At 47.5% G+C, this 22,810-nt stretch carries 22 protein-coding genes; 13 read left to right on the top strand and 9 right to left on the bottom strand.

Annotation, left to right across the window (positions count from 1 at the left end; translation table 11 throughout):
• Positions 1-249: 249 nt before the first annotated feature.
• The gene (locus tag ACDJ59_RS23840) at positions 250-1,077 is read right to left on the bottom strand and encodes an aldo/keto reductase (protein WP_413406284.1); all 828 of its coding nucleotides are present in this window, start codon (positions 1,075-1,077) and stop codon (positions 250-252) included.
• A gap of 333 nt (positions 1,078-1,410) precedes the next feature.
• On the opposite strand from ACDJ59_RS23840, the gene ACDJ59_RS23835 reads away from it, so the two are divergent.
• The 4 genes from ACDJ59_RS23835 (at position 1,411) to ACDJ59_RS23820 (ending at position 4,980) form a co-directional block, all read left to right on the top strand.
• Entirely contained in the window at positions 1,411-2,667 is a 1,257-nt protein-coding gene (locus tag ACDJ59_RS23835) for a DUF445 domain-containing protein (protein ID WP_036616660.1), read from the top strand.
• Between the two features lie 351 nt (positions 2,668-3,018).
• Positions 3,019-3,300, top strand: coding sequence for a hypothetical protein (locus tag ACDJ59_RS23830; protein ID WP_100527832.1), 282 nt, complete (start codon positions 3,019-3,021; stop codon positions 3,298-3,300).
• Positions 3,301-3,315: 15 nt separating this feature from the next.
• Positions 3,316-4,656, top strand: coding sequence for a hypothetical protein (locus ACDJ59_RS23825; RefSeq protein WP_413406282.1), 1,341 nt, complete (start codon positions 3,316-3,318; stop codon positions 4,654-4,656).
• A gap of 51 nt (positions 4,657-4,707) precedes the next feature.
• A complete protein-coding gene (locus ACDJ59_RS23820; protein ID WP_017691024.1) occupies positions 4,708-4,980 on the top strand; it encodes a hypothetical protein in 273 nt (90 codons plus the stop codon).
• Positions 4,981-5,204: 224 nt separating this feature from the next.
• On the opposite strand, the gene ACDJ59_RS23815 is transcribed toward ACDJ59_RS23820, so the two are convergent.
• The 4 genes from ACDJ59_RS23815 to ACDJ59_RS23800 all read right to left on the bottom strand — a co-directional run bounded on the left by ACDJ59_RS23815 (position 5,205) and on the right by ACDJ59_RS23800 (position 9,843).
• Positions 5,205-5,966, bottom strand: a complete 762-nt coding sequence (locus tag ACDJ59_RS23815) for a YcnI family protein (protein WP_413406279.1) — start codon at positions 5,964-5,966, stop codon at positions 5,205-5,207.
• A gap of 464 nt (positions 5,967-6,430) precedes the next feature.
• Positions 6,431-8,140: a copper resistance CopC/CopD family protein gene (locus ACDJ59_RS23810; RefSeq protein WP_413406277.1), complete on the bottom strand. Its 1,710-nt coding sequence runs from the start codon at positions 8,138-8,140 to the stop codon at positions 6,431-6,433.
• Positions 8,141-8,354: 214 nt separating this feature from the next.
• Entirely contained in the window at positions 8,355-9,011 is a 657-nt protein-coding gene (locus tag ACDJ59_RS23805; RefSeq protein WP_017691021.1) for a response regulator, read from the bottom strand.
• A gap of 1 nt (position 9,012) precedes the next feature.
• On the bottom strand, positions 9,013-9,843 hold the full coding sequence (locus ACDJ59_RS23800) for a sensor histidine kinase (RefSeq protein ID WP_353883122.1): 831 nt from the start codon (positions 9,841-9,843) through the stop codon (positions 9,013-9,015).
• 305 nt (positions 9,844-10,148) lie between these two features.
• Here ACDJ59_RS23800 and ACDJ59_RS23795 point away from each other — a divergent pair, with 305 nt between their 5' ends.
• Positions 10,149-10,316, top strand: coding sequence for a hypothetical protein (locus ACDJ59_RS23795; RefSeq protein WP_017691019.1), 168 nt, complete (start codon positions 10,149-10,151; stop codon positions 10,314-10,316).
• Between the two features lie 133 nt (positions 10,317-10,449).
• On the opposite strand, the gene ACDJ59_RS23790 is transcribed toward ACDJ59_RS23795, so the two are convergent.
• The 3 genes from ACDJ59_RS23790 to ACDJ59_RS23780 form a co-directional block, all read right to left on the bottom strand.
• Positions 10,450-12,282: a diguanylate cyclase gene (locus ACDJ59_RS23790; protein ID WP_413406274.1), complete on the bottom strand. Its 1,833-nt coding sequence runs from the start codon at positions 12,280-12,282 to the stop codon at positions 10,450-10,452.
• Positions 12,283-12,592: 310 nt separating this feature from the next.
• Positions 12,593-13,183, bottom strand: coding sequence for a DUF5317 domain-containing protein (locus tag ACDJ59_RS23785; RefSeq protein ID WP_413406272.1), 591 nt, complete (start codon positions 13,181-13,183; stop codon positions 12,593-12,595).
• A gap of 242 nt (positions 13,184-13,425) precedes the next feature.
• Positions 13,426-14,847, bottom strand: coding sequence for a hypothetical protein (locus ACDJ59_RS23780; RefSeq protein ID WP_413406270.1), 1,422 nt, complete (start codon positions 14,845-14,847; stop codon positions 13,426-13,428).
• A 276-nt stretch (positions 14,848-15,123) separates the two neighbouring features.
• On the opposite strand from ACDJ59_RS23780, the gene ACDJ59_RS23775 reads away from it, so the two are divergent.
• From ACDJ59_RS23775 to ACDJ59_RS23745, 7 genes are all read left to right on the top strand, one after another.
• Positions 15,124-16,155, top strand: coding sequence for a BMP family lipoprotein (locus ACDJ59_RS23775; protein ID WP_036616691.1), 1,032 nt, complete (start codon positions 15,124-15,126; stop codon positions 16,153-16,155).
• Positions 16,156-16,269: 114 nt separating this feature from the next.
• Positions 16,270-17,769, top strand: a complete 1,500-nt coding sequence (locus tag ACDJ59_RS23770; RefSeq protein WP_413406267.1) for an ABC transporter ATP-binding protein — start codon at positions 16,270-16,272, stop codon at positions 17,767-17,769.
• Positions 17,766-18,833, top strand: coding sequence for an ABC transporter permease (locus ACDJ59_RS23765; RefSeq protein ID WP_017691012.1), 1,068 nt, complete (start codon positions 17,766-17,768; stop codon positions 18,831-18,833). Before ACDJ59_RS23770 ends, ACDJ59_RS23765 begins: the two co-directional genes overlap by 4 nt.
• Positions 18,817-19,740 (top strand): ABC transporter permease, encoded by a 924-nt coding sequence (locus tag ACDJ59_RS23760; protein ID WP_017691011.1) that lies wholly within the window; start codon positions 18,817-18,819, stop codon positions 19,738-19,740. Before ACDJ59_RS23765 ends, ACDJ59_RS23760 begins: the two co-directional genes overlap by 17 nt.
• Before the next feature lie 47 nt (positions 19,741-19,787).
• Positions 19,788-20,459, top strand: a complete 672-nt coding sequence (locus tag ACDJ59_RS23755) for a sulfite oxidase-like oxidoreductase (protein ID WP_017691010.1) — start codon at positions 19,788-19,790, stop codon at positions 20,457-20,459.
• A gap of 1 nt (position 20,460) precedes the next feature.
• Positions 20,461-21,219 (top strand): nucleoside phosphorylase, encoded by a 759-nt coding sequence (locus tag ACDJ59_RS23750; protein WP_413406264.1) that lies wholly within the window; start codon positions 20,461-20,463, stop codon positions 21,217-21,219.
• 255 nt (positions 21,220-21,474) lie between these two features.
• Positions 21,475-22,086, top strand: a complete 612-nt coding sequence (locus ACDJ59_RS23745; RefSeq protein WP_341005890.1) for a hypothetical protein — start codon at positions 21,475-21,477, stop codon at positions 22,084-22,086.
• Positions 22,087-22,151: 65 nt separating this feature from the next.
• On the opposite strand, the gene ACDJ59_RS23740 is transcribed toward ACDJ59_RS23745, so the two are convergent.
• Positions 22,152-22,337 carry a hypothetical protein gene (locus ACDJ59_RS23740; RefSeq protein ID WP_076329734.1) on the bottom strand — a complete coding sequence of 62 codons (186 nt, stop codon included), beginning with the start codon at positions 22,335-22,337 and terminating at the stop codon, positions 22,152-22,154.
• Positions 22,338-22,472: 135 nt separating this feature from the next.
• On the opposite strand from ACDJ59_RS23740, the gene ACDJ59_RS23735 reads away from it, so the two are divergent.
• Complete coding sequence (locus ACDJ59_RS23735; RefSeq protein ID WP_413406261.1) at positions 22,473-22,760, top strand: hypothetical protein; 288 nt, start codon at positions 22,473-22,475, stop codon at positions 22,758-22,760.
• Positions 22,761-22,810: the final 50 nt, after the last annotated feature.

The following is a 22,810-nucleotide window of genomic DNA, read 5'->3' as shown; positions in this document are numbered from 1 at the left end:
TATTCAAGTCACCGCTCGTTCCAGGCCTGGATTCTATATAAGTGCTTGAGTTCGCTTGACACTCGTTAGACTGGTGAGGAGAAGAAATAGTTCTAAACGGTCAAAAAACTTTTTTTCTTTCGGCCCCGAATAGGATAACGAGCCTCGCCTCCATTCTTAACAACGAATAGTTTGCCTACAACATCACATATCAAAACACCCGCTCTTCTAAGATCGAAGGCGGGTGTAATCGAATTAAGATTTTTATATTTAGAAGTTAAAGTTGTCTGGATCAGAACCAAAGCGTTTGTTCTCGTTTAGTCCGTTAATCTGCTCTATTTCTTCCGAAGTTAACTCAAAATCGTAGAGATCGGCGTTGGCGTAAATACGCTCAGGTGTAACGGATTTTGGTATGGTTACGATGCCGTTCTGCAGATCCCAGCGCAGAATCACGTGTGCGGGGGACTTGCTGTATTTGGCGGCGATGTCCTTCAGCAACGGATGATCCATCAGATGACCTTGTCCGAGCGGAGACCAGGCTTCGATCTGAATCTGATGTTTGTTGCAATACTCACGAAGCTCCGATTGAATCAAAAGTGGGTGAAGCTCCACCTGATTAACCGCTGGTTTGATCGTGGCATCGATCATCAAGTCTTCCAGATGGTGAATCTGGAAGTTGCTCACACCGATCGCCCGGATGCGTCCTTCTTTATGGAGTTTCTCCAGCGCTCGCCATGTATCTTTGTACTTGCCCTTAACCGGCCAGTGGATAAGATAGAGATCCAGATACTCCAGTTCGAGTCGTTCCATGCTGGCTTCAAAGGCAGCTAGCGTGGATTCATATCCCTGATCGCTATTCCATACTTTAGTGGTAATGAACAGATCCTCACGAGCTACTCCAGATTCACGAATACCCTGAGCGACACCTGTTTCGTTGTTATACGCTTTGGCTGTGTCGATGCTGCGATAACCAGCTTGAATGGCTGTTTTGACAGCATGAACGACTTCGTCTCCGTCTTTAACTTTGAATACCCCAAAACCCAGCCATGGCATTTTGACTCCGTTATAGAGCGTGGTCGTGTCTTGCACGTGTTTCATGGTCCGAAATTCCTCCTCTTATTGATTCATTGTTCCACTATGTAATTACCCTGCTGTTCAGCAGCCAATCGATATCGAAGGGCCGTCTTGAATGATTATACTAAAATCTGCCTGGTCTTGGAAAAGGGAGTGATCCATTTTACGAAGTAAACGCCGCTATTATCTTTTTTCTTCAACCAGAGGTTTGGTTTTGACGCTTGTGGGTGATAAGATGAAGTATACGAAATATGGAAGTCAAGACTTTGTAATTGGAGAGTTTACATAAGAACAGACGAAGTACGGAATCGGGTACAGACCAGACCGTACGACTAACGATAAAGGAGCAAGAATACAATGGCTAAACCTAAACAAACCAAAAAAGCAGCTGCCTGGTCTCTCGTAGTCATGGGAGCGGGATTTGCTGCATCCTTGCCGTTCCAGGGCGTTCCAGTGGGCAAGTTGCTGGTAGGATCATTTGAAGCGGGACTCGTGGGTGGACTTGCGGACTGGTTCGCCGTTACCGCATTATTCCGGCACCCGCTCGGCATTCCCATTCCACACACGGCATTGCTGCCGAAAAATCGCGATAAAATGACGGAAGGTCTGGTCTCCGCAGTAGAGAATAACTTGCTCAACAAAGACAGCATTACCGAGAAAATTGCAGATTTCAAAGCAGCAGAGACGGTGCTCGATACGTTGACCCGTGAGCTTCACAGTGACGGGATTAAGATCATGATTGATACGCTCTGCAAACGAATTCTGGCGGGTCTGCCGTTAGAGCAGATTGCTCCGCTCGTAGCACGTGAGATCAAGTCACAAGCGGGCGCCTTTGATCTGGGTCCGATTCTGGAACGGGCTGCCCACCAGATGACAGAGCGGGGTTATGACGCCAAAGCGCTGGACTATGGACTGAAGCAAGCCGAGGAGTGGCTGGTTAAACCTGAGACGATCATGTTTTTGGGTGAAAGCGGCATGAAAGCCATCAGCGGCATTCAGATGAACGGATTGATGCAGTTTGCGATGAATGCGTTCCTTGGTTATATGAACGAGGAGCGTCTGGGTGGCATTTTACAAGGATATCTCTTCGATCGGGTAGAGGATATGAAACGTGAAGGCAGCGCTCTTAGGTACAAGGTGCTTGATATGGTGCGTACCCAGACGGTGCGTCTGGCAATGAGCGAGGCTATGCAAGATGGAATCAACAGTTGGAAGAACAATATGTTGGAGGGCTGGAACGCAGAGGAAACGGTGCTGAACAAACTCACCGAACTGAGAGACAAGGCGCTCGCTGCGATGGAAGATGGACAGTATGTAGATACGTATGCACTGCCTGCCATTGAGCGGGTACTGGTTGATCTGCGGGCAGATGATGAGTTGATGACAGGCATGAATGCCAAGATCGTAAATGGCGTCACAACACTGCTGGAGAAAAATCATTCCAAAATCGGTAAACTGGTACGCGAAAATGTGGACAAAATGGACAATGCCACTTTGGTTTCGATGATTGAGGATAAGGTTGGACAGGATCTGCAATGGATTCGGATCAACGGAGCCGTTACCGGATTTGTTATCGGGATTGCGCTGACTGCGCTGCAGATGGCATTGGCATAACAGTAAATCATGCAAAAGGAGGGCCGCTCTTTCGAGGAGCAGGCTCTTTTTGTCGTGGATGGGAAATTATCATGTACTTGATGCAAGAATTAGGAAAGTGGGTAATGTACACCAAAGTGTCCTACTTGAATCATATAGGAAGAAAGTTACATGAAAACGATCCTGTTAGCCGATATGGCTCATGTTGATTTTGTACTATGATGCAGGTAACAGATGAATAGGGTGTACTTCACATATGTGAATGCCTCGATTCTACCAAGAGGGGGGATCCGTATTAAACGTGCAGGATGGTTGAAGGGTTTATTCACACTAATGATGGTGTTTACTATATTTCTGGGAGGTTGTCAGAACATGAATGCAAGTGAGAAGGAAGCTCTATACCAAGAAGCCGAAGCAACCGTAATTCAGCATTTCAAGCAGAAGTTCGAATTGGATGTTGTGATTACAAGCAAAGAGTTGTTGCCGGAAATGGCAGTGTCCCAGATTGGGCTGAAAGGCCATGTGAAAGATCATGAAGATCAGAGCTTTGGCATTTCGTACGACTACAAAAAGAAAGTAACCAAGAACCTGGTCATTAGCCCTGAGATTGAGGAAGTGATGATGGCCAAGGGACATAATCCATACGACAAATAAAGGGAGGTGTAGTTATTGAGTAACGGGTCCAATATTGATGATGAAACGTATAAAACGATGTCTGATCTAGCCTACCAGGATCAAAAGGCGGGAGACAAATTAACGGAACTTCCCGGATGGGAGGTCCTTGAGGGGACGGAAAGCAACAAATTTTCCGGTTTTGATGCTGTAACATTTTATAATCCCGAGACCAAGGAAGCTGTCATTGCTTATCGTGGTACAGAAGGAAGTGCGTCCTTGGATCGCTCTGTACCTGACTTTGTCATGGATGGCCGCATTGGGGGCGGAGAGTTGATTCGTAAGGGTCAGCAGGAGGCCGGGAATTTTGTTAATAATCTTACGCCGGATTGGCTCGACAAAGGGGTCGAAGGTGTCAAAGACTTCACGGGCATATCCAAAGTGGAGGATTGGGCTGGTGACAGGGTAAGAGACGTGGAGAACTGGACGGGTGATCGCGTAAAGGATATTGAAAAAACTGTTTCCCCTACAGGCTGGGCCAATCAGATGTATCAATCCGAAGACTACGCAAATCACATGCAGAACAAGCATAAGGATCTGAATTTCTCGATGACCGGACATTCCTTGGGCGGGGGAAATGCACAATATGCGTCTGCTTATACCGGAATTCCAGCCGTGACATTTAGTGCACCATCTGTAATGGGTAATTTGACGCCAGAAATGCGGCGCCGGGCTGAATCGGGTGCATTTGACGGGCAGGTTGTGAACTATGCCAATCCCAGTGATCTGGTAGCCAGCGGAACGCTGGGAGGATATGACCGGCATGTGGGATCGACCTATTACATCAACTCCGATTATGACTCGGCGAATGATGGCGTGAGTATTATCGATAAAGCCAAGAACTCATTTGGCGGGGAAAACTATCACAGTCTGGATCAATATGATTTCAAAAATGGTTACATATCCAATGACCTGTACGATCCGATTACTGGAGAGAGAATCCGCTATTCACCGCGCCTTATGGATCACATGGGACCGTTCAGCAAGAACTTCGGTCCGTTACGTTCCAAGTCTGGCGGCGGTGGAGGTATGGCTTCGGCTGCTGCGGCTTCAGGTCTAATTCAGGTAACGCCGGAAGAACTGAAAAGTGTCGCTTCGCGGTGGAAGCAAAATGCACAACAATGCAATGCCGAGCTGAACCAGGTACGAAGCCGCATGGCTCAATACTTGCATACAAGTCGCAGTCGCAGGCTGGAGCCGATTGTCACCCAACTGGACGCGTCGATTCAAGAACTTAGCACATGGCATATGAAACATACCAGCCAGTTCCTGAACTTTATTGATGAGAAGGCGGATGCCTTCCGGCAGGCGGACGAGAGTCCGGTTCATTTTAATTAGGAACCAGGTTGGTTAATGTCGATATCACGTACATGGGGGAGGGGAACGCAAGTGGGTGGACAATTGCTGGTGGAATTGAATGATCTTCGAATTGCGGAAAAAGAACTGACACAGCTGCTTGCCCGTCTGCAAGCCGATGAACAGGAAGCGAGGGCGCTATACAGTCGCCTGAACGATTGGAAAGGCCAGTCCGCAGATCATACAAGACAGCAGATTGAAGAGTTTTTTGCGGGCCTGTCCAGACGTATTCAATCCATTGAACAGCAGAAGAAGAGCTTGCTGCAATACATTGAGATCATGATCCAGACGGATCAGGAACGCTAAAGAGTGGTGAGGCTGATGCCATATTGCGGATGGTAATCAGCGTCGATAAGAGTGTGACCGTGGAGCGGCATGATTAGTCCTAAACCACGGATTGTAAGAACATGGGTAGCCAATCAAGATGATGATAGCTAAAAAGCCTACGGCACATCGGGTTTGAACCCGTATGCCATAGGCTTTTTGTTATCTGAATTTTTCTCAGGTTATCGTGAACTGTAAGTTAGTTTTTAACGTTTTTTGCGACGTGTAGCCAACGCGATTCCCAGGAAGGACAGAATCAGAGCCAGGATGGATACGATCAACGTTGCTTGTTGAAGCTTCAGCGTACCCGGGTCTGTATCCGTGTTGTTTGGTTCACCTGTAACGGTGTCATTGAGTGCATCGCCCAGCGTGGTGTCATCGTTTGCTTTGCTATCGTCGGTAGCTGCATTATCCCCAGTGGCGCCTTCTGTACCTGCACTATCATGTCCTCCACCTGCTGCAGCATTATCAGCAGCAGCCGGATCTTCGCTAATCGTCGTGATACTGTGTGGGTTGGCGTCACTTGGTTGGCCTGTCCATTCTACGATGCTGCCATCACTGTAATATTGGAAGGCATCCCAAGCTACTTCAGCTTCAGCCGTAGGGTTCTGTGCAACGAAGTTGAACTGCTGGAATTGTCCTGCCAGAATGCCTTCGTTATCGCCGTCAATTTCCCATGTGATCGATGTTACTTCATTGGAATCGTTCTTCTCTGTGGTGATTTTCCAGCCTGCCAGTGGTTGATATTGCTTGAATGCAACACCTTCCGGAACTTTCATCGTGATTTTGGTTGTAGGCAGTTCTTTCTCGGATGGAATCTTAATCGTGTACGTCTGCCATGCGCTTGTCTGTGCAACGGATGGGCTAACGGTAACATGAGCGCTCGCGAATCCGGCGAATAACATGAATGCTGCGGTACCTGTTGCGATAGTGGATGTTAGTTTGGAAATCCATGATGTTTTCTTCAAAATAAATAACCCCTCTCAGTTCTTATCATATATGATGCAGCCCATTTTCTTAAATGAGTGTCTACGTTCTGCAAAGGCCGTTTCGGTTACGAATTGTTCTTTCGATCACCGTTATTCCCGGATTTTATTGATTCAACTATATAAATTGAACTAAAGATGGTTTACACATGCACTCCGATGACAGAATAACCTTCCAATCGCTGTTATCCCCAGATTTTTTGATTCCCTTTTCTCAAAGGGGAAAATCTGGTGATAAAGGCGAACGCTTCGCTTTTTCAGGTTTTTTCTGCCCTCTCCGTTTCAGTGTAAATAATAGTTCAATTTAAATAGTAATAAGTTGAAATCCGGGAATAAAGGCGAGTGCTTCGCTTCTCCAGAATCAATTTCGTATCCTTCATTACATTTGCAGTTTGTAGAAACACTAATTTTAGATTGGGTCACTTTTCAATATAAACGTTGTGTAACTATGGCTTGGCGGTGTCGATCTCAAATTCGGCATCCAGTGCATCCAACGTTTTGGTCAGAAGATGTACCTTGATATTCCATCGTCCAGGCATGGAGATATAATCTTCAGCCTTGTACACACCAGTGTCATTTTTTGGAATGGTGATCTCATAGATCCCCATATCCATGTCCAGATGTGTGAGTGAAAGTGTGATCTGTTCCAGATCGTTAACGATACTTCCATCTGCCCGCTTCACATCGACTTCGAATTGGTTCTCTCCCGTCACATTGGGACTCACCTGAAGTGTGATCGCCGAGCCGTCTTCTGTAGTTTTTGTCTCCTGATACGGCCCGACCGCAGCCGGTTGTCCTGGAGACAGGTGTGTCAGTACGGCAGCAAGAGCGAGAATCACAGCACCGGTGGCAAGCTCGGCTTTTAGGCTGCCGGATAATCTGCTTCCCGTTGCTGCTCTTGCCAATCTGGCATGACGCCATGCAAAGAGAACCATCACAATCAGCAGGACGATCTTGCCGATCAGGACAAGGCCATAGGCTGTAGTGAACAAGGAAGTCAGCACAGGTGCTGGCAGAATAATCAGACTGCTGTATATCCCTGTAGCGACCAGAGCAGCTACGGCACCAATTCCCCAGGCGGTAAACCTGCGAATGGCAACCCAGTAGACTTCTCCTCGAACCTTCGATGGCAGCTTATCTGCCAGTGGGGGCAGACATATCGCCATGGCAGTCAATGCACCAATCCAGAAAGCGGCACCGATCAGATGCACGAAGTCCATGGCAATCGCGAGAGCACGTTGATCGGCCGCAGCCGGATGTCCCGTCATGGCATGCGTGAACAGCCATCCAAGCACGAGCACGAGTGACCCGTAAGAAGACCAGATGCGAGCACGGATGGATCGATCTCGATCATATCCGGAGAGAATCGTGACGGCCAGCAGCATTACAATGAGTATCTGTAACATCCAGATCTGACCAAAGGATGTCAGCTTGAGCGCACTTCCGATCAGCCTCCAGCTTAGTTCGTTCAGAGCCACACCAGATTCATATAACGTATTCAGTGGCAGGCTGACCAGAGCGGCAAAGGAAGCAGCAGCGTAGCTGATCCATAACAATCTGTAGCTACCCGGAACGTCCATAGGTTCTCTTGTCATGGAAGTCGGAGCAATCCGCAGCAGCAAGAATGCAAGTGTTCCCAGTATGACAGACAATCCGAGATATTGAACCCAGTCTGTCAGGGATACGATCCATTTCAGTGGCCCACCTGTTGAACCGGAACCGGATGTAAGATCACTCAGTCCGGCAGGAGAACCGGATGGTTCACCGATATGGAAAACATATGCCCCTTGAATTGGGTGTCCATCGGCAGATACAGCTTTCCAGTTAACGGCATAAGTCCCGTTCCCGAGTCCAGCCTGCAGGCCAGTCTCCAGAATATGAGGGCGATCCACATCAATCTGTACATTTCCATCGTCTGCCTGATTGCCGTCAGGACCGGTAACTTTGATATCATAAAAGGCCGTCTGCAAGGACTCGTTGAACTCCATCGTCAGCCGCTCCGGAGCAGCTACGAGGATCTCATTTTCTCCTGGCGAAGCCTTAACAATATAAGCATGGGCAGATGCCCACTGTGGCATAACAAGGCAACATACGAGCAACAGACAGGTGACCAATGCCCAGTGCCGTTTGCCCCATTTCAGGGTAAAGCGTGTCAAAATCAAAAAATCATCACCCTCAGGTTATAGATTTGTAGTCATTCATGGTCCTTTAAACACAATCTAACCCATTATAACTTTGTCCAAAATGACTGCGTATGACTACATTGGGCTATAAAAAAACGATTTGGTCTACATAATTGTGACAAAAGCATGAATGCTATGTCATTTCTCACCTATATCGGACGCATCATTGAATCCGAAGCAACAATGTTTATTTGCGAAGTTTACGTCCTGCAAGCCCGCTCTCTAGCGCGTAGCGGGTGAGTTGTACCCGGTTTTCAAGCTGGAGCTTCTGCAAAATGTTTTTGAGATGATTCTTCACCGTCTGGTCTGAAATACCGAGTTGATCGGCGATCTCCCGATTGGTATATCCCGCGGATACCCATTGTAATATCTCAAGCTCCCGCGCCGTTAGCGGGTTATCTTGCACATCTTCACTGCGTGGTGCGGGAAACTCCTGCAAAATTCGGTAGGCCAGTTCCTTACTGAGCGGTGCATCGTCACTGACGATGGCGCGCAGGTATTCAAGCCAGGTGGAAGGCGTTAGATTTTTAAGCAAATAGCCTTGAGCGCCTTGTTTCAGTGCTTCGAACAAAAATGTCACATCATCCGATACCGTGACCATCACAACAATAACATAAGGGAATCGCAGCTTGATCTGACGGGTAGCTTCCAGCCCATCCATGTCCGGCATCTGCACGTCCATCAGGATCAGGTCAGGCATCCATTGTCCGGTGAGCTCCAGCGCTTCCTGTCCATTCGAAGCTGTACCAATCACTTCAAACAGGCTGTCCTCGGATAAAATGCTACAGATCGCTTCACGCGCATGCGCATGATCATCAACAACCAATACACGTACATGTTCCATATTAAGCATGCTCCTTTCCAATCGTCATTCGGGTATGCCCCGGTCTTGAATCGAGGGTAAAAGACCAACCCATCTCGGCAGCACGCTCCTTCGTAATTCGCAGTCCGTACCGATCCTTCAGATGAAGAGGATCTCCACTCAGTCCATTCCCATTATCCTGAATATAAATGAACCAGGCAATTGGGTTACCTTCCGCATGAACCTGAACGCGGGTAGCCTGCGCATGTTTGCGTACATTCAGTAGTCCCTCCCGGATACAGGCGAGCAGTTCCACTTGTTCCTTGGCAGAGAACGTTACACCCCTGAGGTCCCAATGAATCTGTGCACCAGGTACCGTTTCCTTGACGAGCACTTCAACCTGCGCATGCAGTGAAATAATTTCTGACGTTACCGTAGAGGAGGGAACAAAACGCAACTGGGCAATAGCTTGCCTTACATATGTATTGACTTCATGCACGGTTTTTTGAATTTCCTGGATCTCATGCTCATGTCCGCTGCCTGCCAGACTACGGCCTGCTTTATCGGTCTTCACTGAGAGCAGGAAAAGAGACTGAGATATGCCGTCGTGAAGTTCTCTTGCCAATTGGTCACGAGCTTCCAGCGCTGCTTTCGCTGCACGTTCCTGCTCCAGAGCAGCCCTGGCACCTTCGAGCATGTGGAACAATCGGCTGAGCAGTGTCACGCTGACGAGGTAAACGATGACGGGTGTTAACCAGTTTCCAGCGTCCATCGAAAGGTACGGCATCAGAAACTGATGGCGAATATATTCCCAGATGCCAACTGTGAATGTGGGGATCAGCAGAATCATCCATTTAATTTGTTTATAGGACATGAATGCAGAACTCCTTTGATCTAGGATTAGCTTAATTAGGTAATTTATTTATACAGGGATGGGACCATTATAACGCAAGCTTGTCCAAGACCCTAGTCTGTGTCTTTGGAGAAAGCTGGGGAGGATCAGGGAGTATTTAGAAGGATATCTAAGAACGACAAGGGGTGAAATGTTGTCACGCTAGGTGAGGGTTGGTGTGACCAGCTGAGGAAGGCTGAGTCCGTTTTCCCTATCGGAGAAGGTCCTCTATACTTAATATAGAACGTGAATTCATTACAAAACATGTTAAGGAGTGACGCAACAACATGAGTCAAGAAGTATTGGAACGTCGCAGTGAATTGCTCAAAAAGAACATTCATCAGATGCTTGTTCAAGACAATCAGCACGGTATCAGTCGCCAAGACAACATGTTTTTGCAGCAGATGATTAAAGAGCTGCATCAGACCTCACATGAGCTGAATACCAAATCTTAATGTAGAATCTGCACGAGAATGAAGTTGTCTGGTGTACGATTCATTCCATGAAAATGAAAATGGCGCTATCTCCGATCAGACCGGGGATAGCGCTTTTACTTTTTCTGGGCTTATAGAAGAAGCTCTGTTCATCTTATTGCAACAGTTGCTGAGCGGTTCTTTTCTCAATATATTGAATGAACAACTCGGCAAGCTCCGGATCGAACTGTGAACCCGAACATGCGCGTAGCTCCCGAATCGCTTCTTCCACGTTCTTGGTTTCCTGATACGGCCGCTCTGTCGTCATGGCATCAAAGGAGTCAATCACGGTCAGCATCCGGCAGAGCCGTGGAATCTCTTTACCCTTCAGGCCGTAAGGATAGCCTTTGCCATCGTAGCGCTCGTGGTGAAGTTCAATATACGGAATCAGATCGGCGAAGCGATCGTTCGTGATCACCATTTTTTTGCCCCAGGTGACATGTCCTTTGATCGTTTCCCATTCTTCTGCAGTGAGCTTGTCCTTTTTGTTCAGAATGGACCAAGGAATCTCCAGTTTTCCGATGTCATGAATCAGTGCTCCCAGCACGAAACGACGTTTTTCCGCATTGTCCAGTGCGAGCAATTCACTGATATCCAGTGCATATTTGTAGACCCGTTTGGAATGTTTAAACGTATCCATATCCTTATATCTGAACAGATTGAGCTGCTGCTCGATGTCACGAACGTCCTGTACCAGATCAATCTCGTGTTCCATGCCATCATTGCTGCCGTGGCGGTGCACGTTGTTCTTGCCCTGTTTCTTCGCATAATACAGTGCTTTATCCGCCTGATCCACGAGCTGGGATTTGTTATACATATCCACCTGATAGGGCGCGACGCCAGCAGAGAAGGAGAGACAACCGTGTGGAAACACTTCAACGCCTTCAAACGGCGTGTCGTTCAGTTGTTTACGCAGCTTGTTCATAAACCTGTAGGATTCGTCCAACTCCATGCCTGGCATGAGCAAAGTGAACTCTTCCCCTCCATAACGAAAGGCGGTAACAGGTGTGCCTTCCGTCTTTCGCATCAGAAAATCCCCCAGCAGGGCCAGCAGACTGTCACCTTGAAGGTGGCCAAACCGATCGTTATACTTTTTGAAATCATCAATATCAATAAGTCCCAGACAGAGCGGTGTTCCCTGCGTACGAGCGGTAGTCAGTTCATTTTCCAACATACTTTCAAAATAACTATGGTTGAACAGACCTGTGCGTTGATCCGTGTTAGCTTTCTCCTCAATGGTCTGATACATGACAAACAACTGCCTGAATGCGTGGGACAGAAGAATGCTGAGACTTAGATACAACAACAGACCGAGTACGCCATTATGCACAACCAGAATCGTCAATACAAGCGCCAGAATCAGCGTACATAAATAAACCAGCAGGGATTCGGTAACGAATGCCCGCTTCATCTGCTGTAATGCATCCTTTGTTGAGAAATGAAAGAATAAGCCAAGTGTGATCGTGTTGATGATGAAGTAGGCTGCGAGCGCTGCAAAATAAGGAATCAGGTTATAGCCGTCCAGAGTTCCCGATTGCCCGCCAGTCCACTCAAACACGGCAGCTGCTCCCGTAATCATGAGACTGTAGATGCTGAAATTGACAATATGTTTCCACCAGGTAAGCTTGCGCTCTTTGATTAACAGGATGATGGAGACAGGGAGCAGTACAGATAAACTGAAAGCTCCGCCAAACATGAATATACAGGCAAGGTATACCGATGAATCCATGGATTGCTGATTACCTTTGGGTGGAATCTGGAACGTGAAATAATCCAGGATTAACGCCGCACCTAGCATGGTGTAGACCATAACCCAATCCGCCGTGGTTAGATGAAGATAAGACCACTTATTCATGTACAGAAAAACACCGATCCCGGTACAACTAAGCAAAATAACATACATACTGCTTCGATCTGCCTTATGGATAAGGTTACGAATAAAGTTCATAAAAAATCTCCTGCTTGAGTTTAGTCTACTCCTGATGTGTATATAATTGGTGTTCTTGTATCGGTATATACTATATAGATGTATAACATACCAAGTTGCCTGCCAAAAATCCAGAAAGAAAAAACAGGCCGCTGGCAGCCTGTTTGTCTTGTTTGGCGGGATGGATACTAGCCGCCCAGCTTGTATCCCGAAGTTAATGCTACAACGACAGAAGCCACGATGATTGCGTTGATGACAATGCGGGAATATTTCACACCTTCAAATTTTTTCATGGAGAAGACCTCCCTTCCTTGGAGTCTACCTGTTTTCTTCAAGCCTGATGAGTTTTAGCAGGTTGCACAACCTTTTTGTCCCGATTCACCATCATGTATTGGATAAAAAGGAATATGCCCACGTTCATGACCACATCACCGATGCTGATGACCTGAGTCCGTGGATAAGGGCTGGAGAGTGGGATGATATCACCGAGAAAAGGCAAACGTGTAGATACATCCATCATAAAATGCTTTGATACGGCGCCGCCTTCCCTGAGCATGTCTACATAATAGGGTCCCAGTACAGCAGAAGCTTCTACAGAAACTGGCATGCGCCCACCGTTTACAGCCATAACGGCAAAATTGAGAAACACCCCAATCCAGATGAGCATGAAACCGGTATGGTGTCTGTTGAGCCACAGGAAAGCGAGCCCTGTGATGTAGACGGCAGCAAAAAGATAACCATTAATGGATGCCACCCATTCGAATCGTTCCTGGAGATAGAAAATAAAGAACTGGACTAGCAACAATACAGGGAAAATCCAGCCACTTCGCAGCTTGAGTGCTGCAAACTGGTTGAGCCCATGCCGCAACCCGCCCCGAAAAAATCCAACGATCAAGCCTAGTAGAATACCGTCATATACCATGGAGTAACTCCTGTTCGTGCGGAGATATGCAATATGATTGCGTGTTTGTGTACATAAAGGATTCGACCTTATATTGGTAATTCCTGCATGAGAAAAATGATTTTGTAGAAGAAATTTGCAAAATGCTGAACAAAAAACCGCCTTTACGAATCTAGGGGTCGAAACCCCTGTAAAATTCGGTAAGGACGGTTGCTTATGGTGCCAAAATACGAGCTTTAATTCGGTTGAAGACGGAATTTATTTTATTCAGATCCACCGTTCAGATAGTTGAAGAAAGGCTGGTCCACCCAGAAGTCATACGTCGTAATGTCCGCATCAGGTGCCAGTTTCAGGAAACCTTCCCGAATGGATTTGGCATTCTCTTTCAGAGAGAAGGACTGAGCATAGTAATTGCCAAGCGCGATCTTATTATTGGAAATGACAGGGTAGTTCGCCAATGCGGTTGGTGAATAATACAGCGGTTGCCACCAGGAGCTGAGAATCAGTGGAGATGTACTGTCACTATTCTTTTTGGCATATTTCAGCACAATGTCGTTGAAGCGAACTTTGTCTGCCACATTGTTGAACTCTAACTGAATATCATATTCCTTCGCAGAAGCAATATAGTTACCGTTCTCGATCTGTGTCACTTTATAATCAGGTGTTTCCTTCGGCTCGCCCCATTCCTTCAAATAAATGAAGGCAGATGTCTTCGGCTGGAATTGAACATCAGCATCAATACCTTCGCTACGCAGCAAACCAACCAACTGTACAGCATGTTGAATATTATCGTGGCCGTAGGTAAGTGTCAGTTCATCGATAAAGTTGGAATCAAAGCGGCTATCCTTCAGATTGTAACCTGTTACGAGATCATCTCGCAGCGCCTGATCCACAATCTTTCTCAGCTCAGGTGATTCGATCAGATCCGCTGTGCGATATGCAGCATACAATTTGGAATAGATGTCCGCATCGCCGGAACGCCCAATCTCATGTTTGTATTTCCCTTGACTGACTAGTACGCGTCCAAGCAAAGTATTAGCGAAATCTTTACTTGCTACGCCACCTTTAAGGAGAGCGGGGTATAGGCTTTCGGGAATCAGGCCTGTATCGATCGCCGCAGCCAGTTCCTGTGCGGCTTGTCCCTGAACACGGTTCGGGCTAATGCCAACTTTGGCAAGCGCTTTGGCTGTTTTCTCTGCAGGATATGTATAAGCCAGTTCCTTGAATCCGGCTGCTTTCACCGCGATGAAGACCGCTGCATAAGTGCTCAGATGATCCTTGGCACGTACTTCTGTACCGGTAAGAACCCCATTATTGTACAAGGATACGGCAGCATCATATGAAGAATCACCAGAAGACAGATCGGTAAAGACTGGAGCTTTGGCTTCACTGTCACTTGCTTGAATTGCTTCCGTGATGGCTGCAATGGCTTGAATGAAATCACCTTTGGTAATCTGTTGCGGCAATTGAATGTTGTATTTCGCTTGCAAGAATTGAGCAAAATCCGCTGCGCTTTCCGTATAGGTAACTGGCGCCTGAGCTACCGGTCCTTTGACACTTTGTGAGGTGGCGGGTTTAGCCGGAGTTGCAGATGCTGCAGAAGCGGAAGCGGGCAAGCTAAGGCTGCCGAGTGTTACCGGAGCGGCGAGTAGGGCCGCCAACGTGATCTGGGTGATTTTTTTCAAATGAATAGCCTCCTTAAAATGGGTTGGAAAATAATCAGCTTTGGGTTATAATTCTGACAATTCCTATAAGAATAGAATAATTGGATTGACTTTAGCACGGAGACGCGCTGGATGTCAACGAAAAAAGGCTTGATACAGAACGGTTTCCAAAGCTTGGTAGAAAGCGAATTGTCAATTATATTCTATTTGAGTGTATACGCTCAAAGATTTATTGACAAGGATCGACAGTATCCGCTAGGATAAGAAAAAAGAATGTTGAAAAGGGGTATTTTCAAAATGAAAAGAGGTTTATCGTTCGTCTTATCGATCATCATGTTGGCTATTTTGTTGGCAGCTTGTGGGAATTCGGCTTCCAAAGACGAACAATCCGCCCAAGGCAGTGATTCGGAGAAATCTCTTCGGATGGCCCTTGTACTTCCCGAAAAAATAGGGGTTAACCCTTTCTTTGTACAGATGGATGAAGGTTTCAAAAAAGCAGGCGAAGAATTCAAAGTAGATACCAAGACGATTGAATCGACAGACCCGGCAGCATTTGAACAAAATCTGCGTGCTGCGGTTGCCGAGAATTATGATCTGATTATTACAGCAACTTTCCAGGCAGAAGATGCATTGAAGAAAGTCGCAGCAGAGAATCCGGACAAGTCCTTTGCGATTGTAGATACAACCGTTGATCTTCCTAACGTTCGTAGCGTTGGTTTCCGTGAATATGAAGGGGCGTATCTGCTCGGTGCAGCTGCTGGATTGTCCACCAAAACAGACAAAGTCGGCATGATTGCAGCAATGGATGTACCATTGATCAAGAAATATACGGAAGGTTTCAAAGCTGGATTGGAATCCGTAAATCCAGGTGCAGAATTCCTCGTGAACTATGTAGGTGGATTTAATGACCCGGCCAAAGCAAAAGAATTGGCGCTGGTACAATTCGGCAAAGGCGCTGACTTCATCGCTGGCGCATCCGCTGTAGGTGATCTCGGCGTGTTCGAAGCAGCCAAAGAAAAAGGCTTCTACACTTCCGGTCAGGATACGGATCGTACAGTTGAAGACCCGGAACATATCGTACTGTCTCAATTGAAGTCAACCGATACGGTTGCTTATGAGACTGTGAAAGATTTTGTAGAAGGCAACTTCAAAGCAGGCGCTGTTAACTACGGTTTGAAAGAAGATGGTGTAGGCCTGACGTACGTTACACGTGATAGCGAATCTCCGCTGAATGCTTTTGTTGGACAAGAAGTGATCGACAAGGTTAAAGCAATCAAGGATGATATCGTATCCGGCAAAATCGTAGTTAAAGATCCATTGCAACAATAGTTTTGATTGTTCTTTTCAATGAATGAGTGATGGAAATGATCAGCCGGCTGCCCGATCAGGCAGCCGGTTTTGCTGCTATTAAATGACCGAGACCGAGAGGAGCGAACGCAAGATATGCTGTTGGAGATGGAGCAGATTACGAAGAAGTACGGCGGCTTCACCGCTAACCGTGACATCCGTTTTAATTTACGTGAGGGAGAGATTCATGCCCTTGTTGGTGAGAACGGGGCCGGTAAAACAACCTTGATGCGTATGCTGTACGGTATGGAACAGCCCACGTCAGGCACAATCAAAGTCCGTGGACGTGAGGTGAGCTTTGCTACGCCGTCCCAGGCAATGGCAAGTGGCATCGGTATGGTGCATCAGCATTTCATGCTGTTCCCTTCCTTTACGGTGGCGGAGAACATCGTGATCGGACGCGAACCGGCTAAGGCAGGCGCATTTGACCGCAAAAAGGCAGCAGCCCAGGTAAATGAGCTGGGCAGACAATATGGCATGCCGGTTGACCCATGGAAAAAAGTGTCCGAGTGCCCGCTTGGCATGCAGCAGCGTGTTGAAATTCTCAAGGTGCTGCATCAGGGCGCAGACATCATTATATTGGACGAACCTTCGGCGGTACTGACACCGCTTGAAGTGAAGGAACTGCTGGCGAATATGAAATCTCTCGCCAAGCTGGGCAAAACCTTTGTACTGATCACGCACAAGCTGCAAGAAGTTATGGATGTAGCCGACCGGATCACGGTGCTTCGGGATGGTCAGGTGACAGGTACGTTGGAAGCGAAGGATACACATGTGGAGGAATTGTCCCGTCTGATGGTTGGTCGTGAACTTGTGCGTATGGACAAGCAGCCATCGGTTCCGGCCGAAGCCGTGCTTCAAGTGGAAGGGGTTAATCTGTCCGGAGCGAAGGATCGTTCGGCGCTCAAGGACATCCACATGGAGGTACGAAAAGGTGAGGTCGTGGGTATAGCAGGCATCTCGGGTAACGGCCAGTCGGAACTGATTCAGATCATTGCTGGACTGCGTAAGGCGGATAGTGGTCGCGTTGTACTCTCCGGGCAGGATACAACCAACTGGCCGGTACGGCGCATTCGGGAGCATGGACTTGCTCATATCCCGGAAGATCGTTACATGTGGGGAGCGGCCAAGGATGCGAGTGTTCGCGAGAACGGGCTAATGGGACACCATCATCGCTTGCAGTCACGCGGCATTATCAAAGCCAAAGCAGCAAGAGCGATGGTAGAGAGTTGGATCCAACAGTTCAGCATCAAGACGGGTTCTGCGGAAACCAAGGCACAGTTTCTGTCCGGAGGAAACTTGCAGAAGCTGATTGCCGCTCGTGAATTTGCACAGGATACACCGTTTCTAATTGCAGCCGAACCAACACGTGGTGTGGATATCGGAGCGATGGAGACGATACATGCCGAATTGCTGCGTAAACTCAGTGAGGGCGCGGGTATTCTGCTCATTTCATCCGAGTTGTCGGAGATTTTGCAATTATCTGATCGGATTATTGTCATGTATGAAGGCGAAATTGCCGGAGAACTGAGAGCAGAGGAAGCAACTGAGGAACAGATCAGCTTGTTAATGGCAGGAGGGAAAGAGCGGATATGAATCGGGTAAAAGAAACACTTCGCGGACTCGTACAGCCGCTGCTTGCCGTATTCATCGGTCTGATTGCAGGGGCTGTGGCGATTCTGATCGTTGGCGGTAATGTGGTGGATACGTATGCGGAGATGTGGAAAGGGGCCTTCGGCAACTTCTACTTCTTCACCAATACGTTGGCTCGTTCCACACCAATCATCTTGGCGGGGCTTGGCGTAGCATTGGCATTCCGTGCCGGATTTTTCAACATGGGAGCCGAAGGGCAGATGATTCTTGGCGGGCTTAGTGCAGCGCTCACGGCGCTCTATCTGCCAGGACCAGGCTGGTTTGTGTGTATTGCTGCGATTGTGGCAGGTATTGTTGCCGGGGGAATCTGGTCCCTGTTTGCAGGCTGGCTGGATGCACGCTTCGGGATGAACCTGTTGATCACAACCTTACTACTTAACTATATTGCCATTTATTTCGGGGGCTACATGGTCTCCTATCCATTCAAGGACCGCACAGGATCTGCAGCAATGGCTCAGACACCCATGATTGACCAGAGTATCTGGTTGCCGAAGTTGTTCCAGGGCATGGGGCTGCATGCCGGCTTCATTATTGCCATTGTAGCGGCCATTCTGATCTACTGGTTCACGCATAAAACGGTGACTGGTTACGAGATCCGCATGCTCGGCAGCAACCCATCCTTTGCAACCTACGGTGGTGTTCGCCGCATTCGCATGATGATGCTGTCCATGGTCATCAGTGGTGGACTTGCTGGACTCGCGGGTGCGGGGGAAGTGCTCGGTACACAGTACCGTTTCCTTGATGGCTCATTGTCATCGGCAAGTTACGCATGGAGTGGCATTATGGCAACGCTGCTTGCCCGCTCGCATCCACTCGGTACAGCTGTAGCAGCTATTTTGCTGGCTGCGCTACAGACAGGCGCCATGGGGATGGAACGGAACACAGATGTGCCGCTGGAAGTTGGCAGTGTCATCCAGGCTGTATTGACGTTATTTGTATCAGCTCAGATCGGTTATTCATTCCTGAAGCGGAGAAAGGAGAAAAAGTCCAATGCAACAACTGTTTGATGCAGCCATGTTTGGCTCAACCTTGCGGATTATGACTCCAATCCTGCTTGCAGCGCTCGGTGGGGCTTTATGTTCTCGTGTCGGTCTGTTCAACGTGGGTCTTGAAGGACTGGTTCTGATCGGTGCGTTCTCCGCCATTGTCGGCAATTATCTGTTTGGCAATGTGCTGCTGGCTGTACTCTTTTCCATTATAATTGTGATGTTATTCTCGGCGCTCTTTGCCTTTATAAGCATTAATCTGAAGGCCAACGCCATCGTGGTCGGGATCTCGCTCAACTTCCTGGCTGCGGGGGTGACGACCTTTGCACTGCGTGCGATTTTTGATGTAAAAGGTGCATACTACGACAAAGACATGGTGGGACTTCCCAAGTGGGATATTCCGCTGATTAAGGACATTCCGTGGGTCGGCGATGTAATATCGGGACATAGTCCCCTGGTTTACCTCGGCATTGTGCTCGTGATTGCATTACAATTTTATCTGTTCAAAAGTGTATCCGGCTTCCGCCTGCGCTCGGTCGGTGAAAACCCGATTGCAGCACAGAGCATCGGGATTAAGGTACGCGGTATCCAGTATGGTGCCGTTCTGATGTGCGGTGTGTTGTGTGCTCTGGCTGGGGCACAGTTGTCGCTCGGTCAGGTAACGATGTTTACCGAAGGCATGACTGCTGGTCGTGGCTTTATCGCGCTGGTGGCAACGATGCTGGGGCAAGCGAATCCGCTTGGCGTGATGGGCTCCAGTGTACTGTTTGGCTTCATGGAAGCATTGAGTATTCGTCTGCAAGGATTCTCCTTGCCAACCCATTTCACATTGATGCTGCCGTATATTGTGACGTTGGTCGCGATGTTCTTTTTCAAAGACCGTACCTATGCACAGGATGCACTGAAAGCGGGCGGAAGCTCGCGTTAATTCCTGAATGTCTATGTTAGAGACAGTAAAAGAAGGAGGAATTCCACTTGCATAACAAGGCTGAACGTTTGAAAAAAAGTAAAACCCCGGCACCCAAAACAGGTAACGATCACGGAGATCGACTGCCGCCAGGACAGATGCTGACTGAGAAATTCCCGATTCTGCATGAAGGGGAAGTGCCGGAATATGACCTGTCCACCTGGGACCTGAAGGTATTCGGCGAAGTGGAAGAGGAGAAGGTGTTCTCCCTAGCTGAGTTGCAGGCGATGCCTCAGGTGAACACGGTGAGTGATATTCACTGTGTTACCCGTTGGTCGAAATTCGATACGCCGTGGGAAGGTATTCGCTTCTCCGATTTTGTGAAACTTCTGGGAGTTAAGCCGGAAGCCAAATACGTCATGATCCATGCCGATCATGATTATGAAACAAATGTACCGCTTGAAGAATTGATGCATGATGATGTATTGCTTGCATTCAAATATAACGGTGAGCCACTAACACCCAAGCATGGTTTTCCGCTGCGTATGGTTGTGCCACAACTTTACTTCTGGAAGAGTGCCAAGTGGATACGTGGTCTGGAGTTTATGACAGAAGACCGTAACGGATTCTGGGAAGTGAATGGTTTCCACCATTTTGCCGATCCGTTCAAGGAACAACGCTTCTCGGGTGAAGATCTGCCGATTCCGGAAGACGAGTGGACGAAGAAGGAGTTTGATTGATATGTTGATGCCTATTTTGCAGATTCATTCGGAAGACATACCGGCATATGCCATCGTCTGTGGTGATCCGGCACGTGCGGAGAAGATTTCTCGTAAGCTGGAGCAGGCGAGAGAACTGGCGTTCAGTCGGGAGTATCGTACATTTGTTGGATTGTATGAAGGGGTACAGATCGCTGTGGTCAGCCATGGTGTAGGTTCACCTGGAGCAGCTGTCTGCTTCGAGGAATTGATTCGCGCGGGTGTAACGACTCTGATTCGTGTTGGTACAGCGGGATCGTATACAGCTGATTATCCGGCAGGCAGTGTGATTGTGAGTACAGCCGCTGTTCGTACGGACGGGTTGACTCGCCAACTGGTACCGGATGGTTTCCCAGCGGTAGCGGACATTGGGGTGACACAAGCGTTGATCGAAGCCGCTCGTGAGCAAGAAAGCGCGGACGCTGCAACCTTTGCGGGCAAAGTGGGCGTTGGTATCACCGTAACGCTGGATGCGTTCTTTGCAGGCGTGGAAGAGATTCCACACCGCAAATACAAGCAGGCTGGAGCACTTGCGGCCGAGATGGAAATTGCGGCGCTCTATATCGTCAGCACCTTGCGTGGCGCTCGCGCCGGAGCGATTGTCGCGATCGATGGATTCGCGGACAGCGACCTGGCAGCCGAGTATGATCCGCATACAGATGCGGTTGGACAAGCGGTGGAGCGCGAGATTAATGCAGCGCTACGCGCGCTAGTTGCGCTTGCTCGTAAGGATCAGGCGTAGGTTGGTTAAGGCAAGTATACATTTTTGCTCATTGTTACAAGCAAAACAGTAGATGATGTCCATTTGAGGTGGACAATATAAAAAGGGCGTCCCGTAAGGTCATGAATATGACCCAAGGGGCGTCCTTTCCTTATAAGTTTTCCGTTTATAGTTAAATGGCGCCTTTTTAAATAAACTGAAAAAGAAGAGGGGATGCAGGTACAGTAGCGAATTGTATTTGCATGGCATGTCATTAAATTAGGAGAGTGATTAGATATGGGCTGGAGTGAATTACGTGAAATTCCTAATGAATACAGCGATGAGGTACAGCGGATTGATGAGCAACTTTTGAAACTGGTTGCAGCCAGAAAGGACATAACCGGAGCAGTCCAATACCAACCTCCTCAAAATACCATCGATGAATGGGTGAGCTTACTGGATATGAAGGAGGAAGATATCCGATATGTTCTCCGTAGCGTGCAACCGATGCCGCAAAGACACTACTTTCCAAGTGAACCTCTTCAATTGACGAGTGTGGTGCCGATTATGAAGAAAATGATCAAAGATTCGTGTGAGTATATGATCACGCATTCGATGCAATATGAAGGCGAAAGCCTTGTATTTGTGGAGATTCAATATAAGGGGAATGAAGCTGAGCGTATACAAATGGTTCCACATTTGGCTCTGGAAATATTCAGCGAACAGAGACATATCACTATGAGACATGGCAGTCGTGGAGGAGGTGGGGAGACGCAAATTAGTTTCCGAGTGGTTCCTGCTCTTCCTTCTTCTCTGGAAAACGTTCGATTCTCCTTGATTCCCTCAATACCGGAGATGGAATACAAAGTAGAGGAAATCATTTTGGATAAACAGGTTGATTTCGATTAACGGGGAACATGATACATCATGAAAAATGACGTATGGATGATGCGCATGTACTAAGGGCGCAAAATCTATACGTCATTATGTGTATCTGGGGAAATAACACCTTGTTCTTTCTCAAATTCTTCAATATGTTGTTCAATAAGATACTCAATTTGCATTGCAATAGATCGTTTGTTTTTGTCCGCAATCACTTTAATTTTCTCAAAATTCTTTTCTCGCAGCCTAAGTGTAAAGACTCTTTTATCTGTAGCCATGAAATAAAATCTCCTCAAAAAGTAATGTTCATATTGTATCATTACAAAATAATTCAATATACAATCATATTGACATCTAAGTGATGTCACTCTAATATTTATATTCATAGTGACGTCACTTTTTTGGAGGGGAACATGGAGGACTTCGGAGAAATATTTAACCAGTTCAAAGCTCTTCGTATGGAGAGTATCGGAAATCTTGTGATTTATAATTCAAAAGAATATAAAAGATTGAGTCAAGAAAGTGATCGTTTGTTTATGGAGCTATGTGAATATGTTAAGCCAGAGGGGATGGCTTTATTTTTGGACTATTGTAATGTAATAACCCTTCTTCAGGGTACAGCAGAGTCAGTAATGTACGAGCAAGGGTTTAGAGATGGATTTAGCTTAATAAAGTTAATGTTTAATTCAAATAACACATAACTTGGGGGACGGCCTGATCCTCAAAGAGAATGATAATGCAGAAAATGGGC

The organism is Paenibacillus amylolyticus, assembly GCF_047302515.1.
Lineage (GTDB): Bacteria > Bacillota > Bacilli > Paenibacillales > Paenibacillaceae > Paenibacillus > Paenibacillus amylolyticus_G.
The sequence above is the reverse complement of the archived record's forward strand: the minus strand, read 5'-3'. Positions and strand labels throughout refer to the sequence as shown.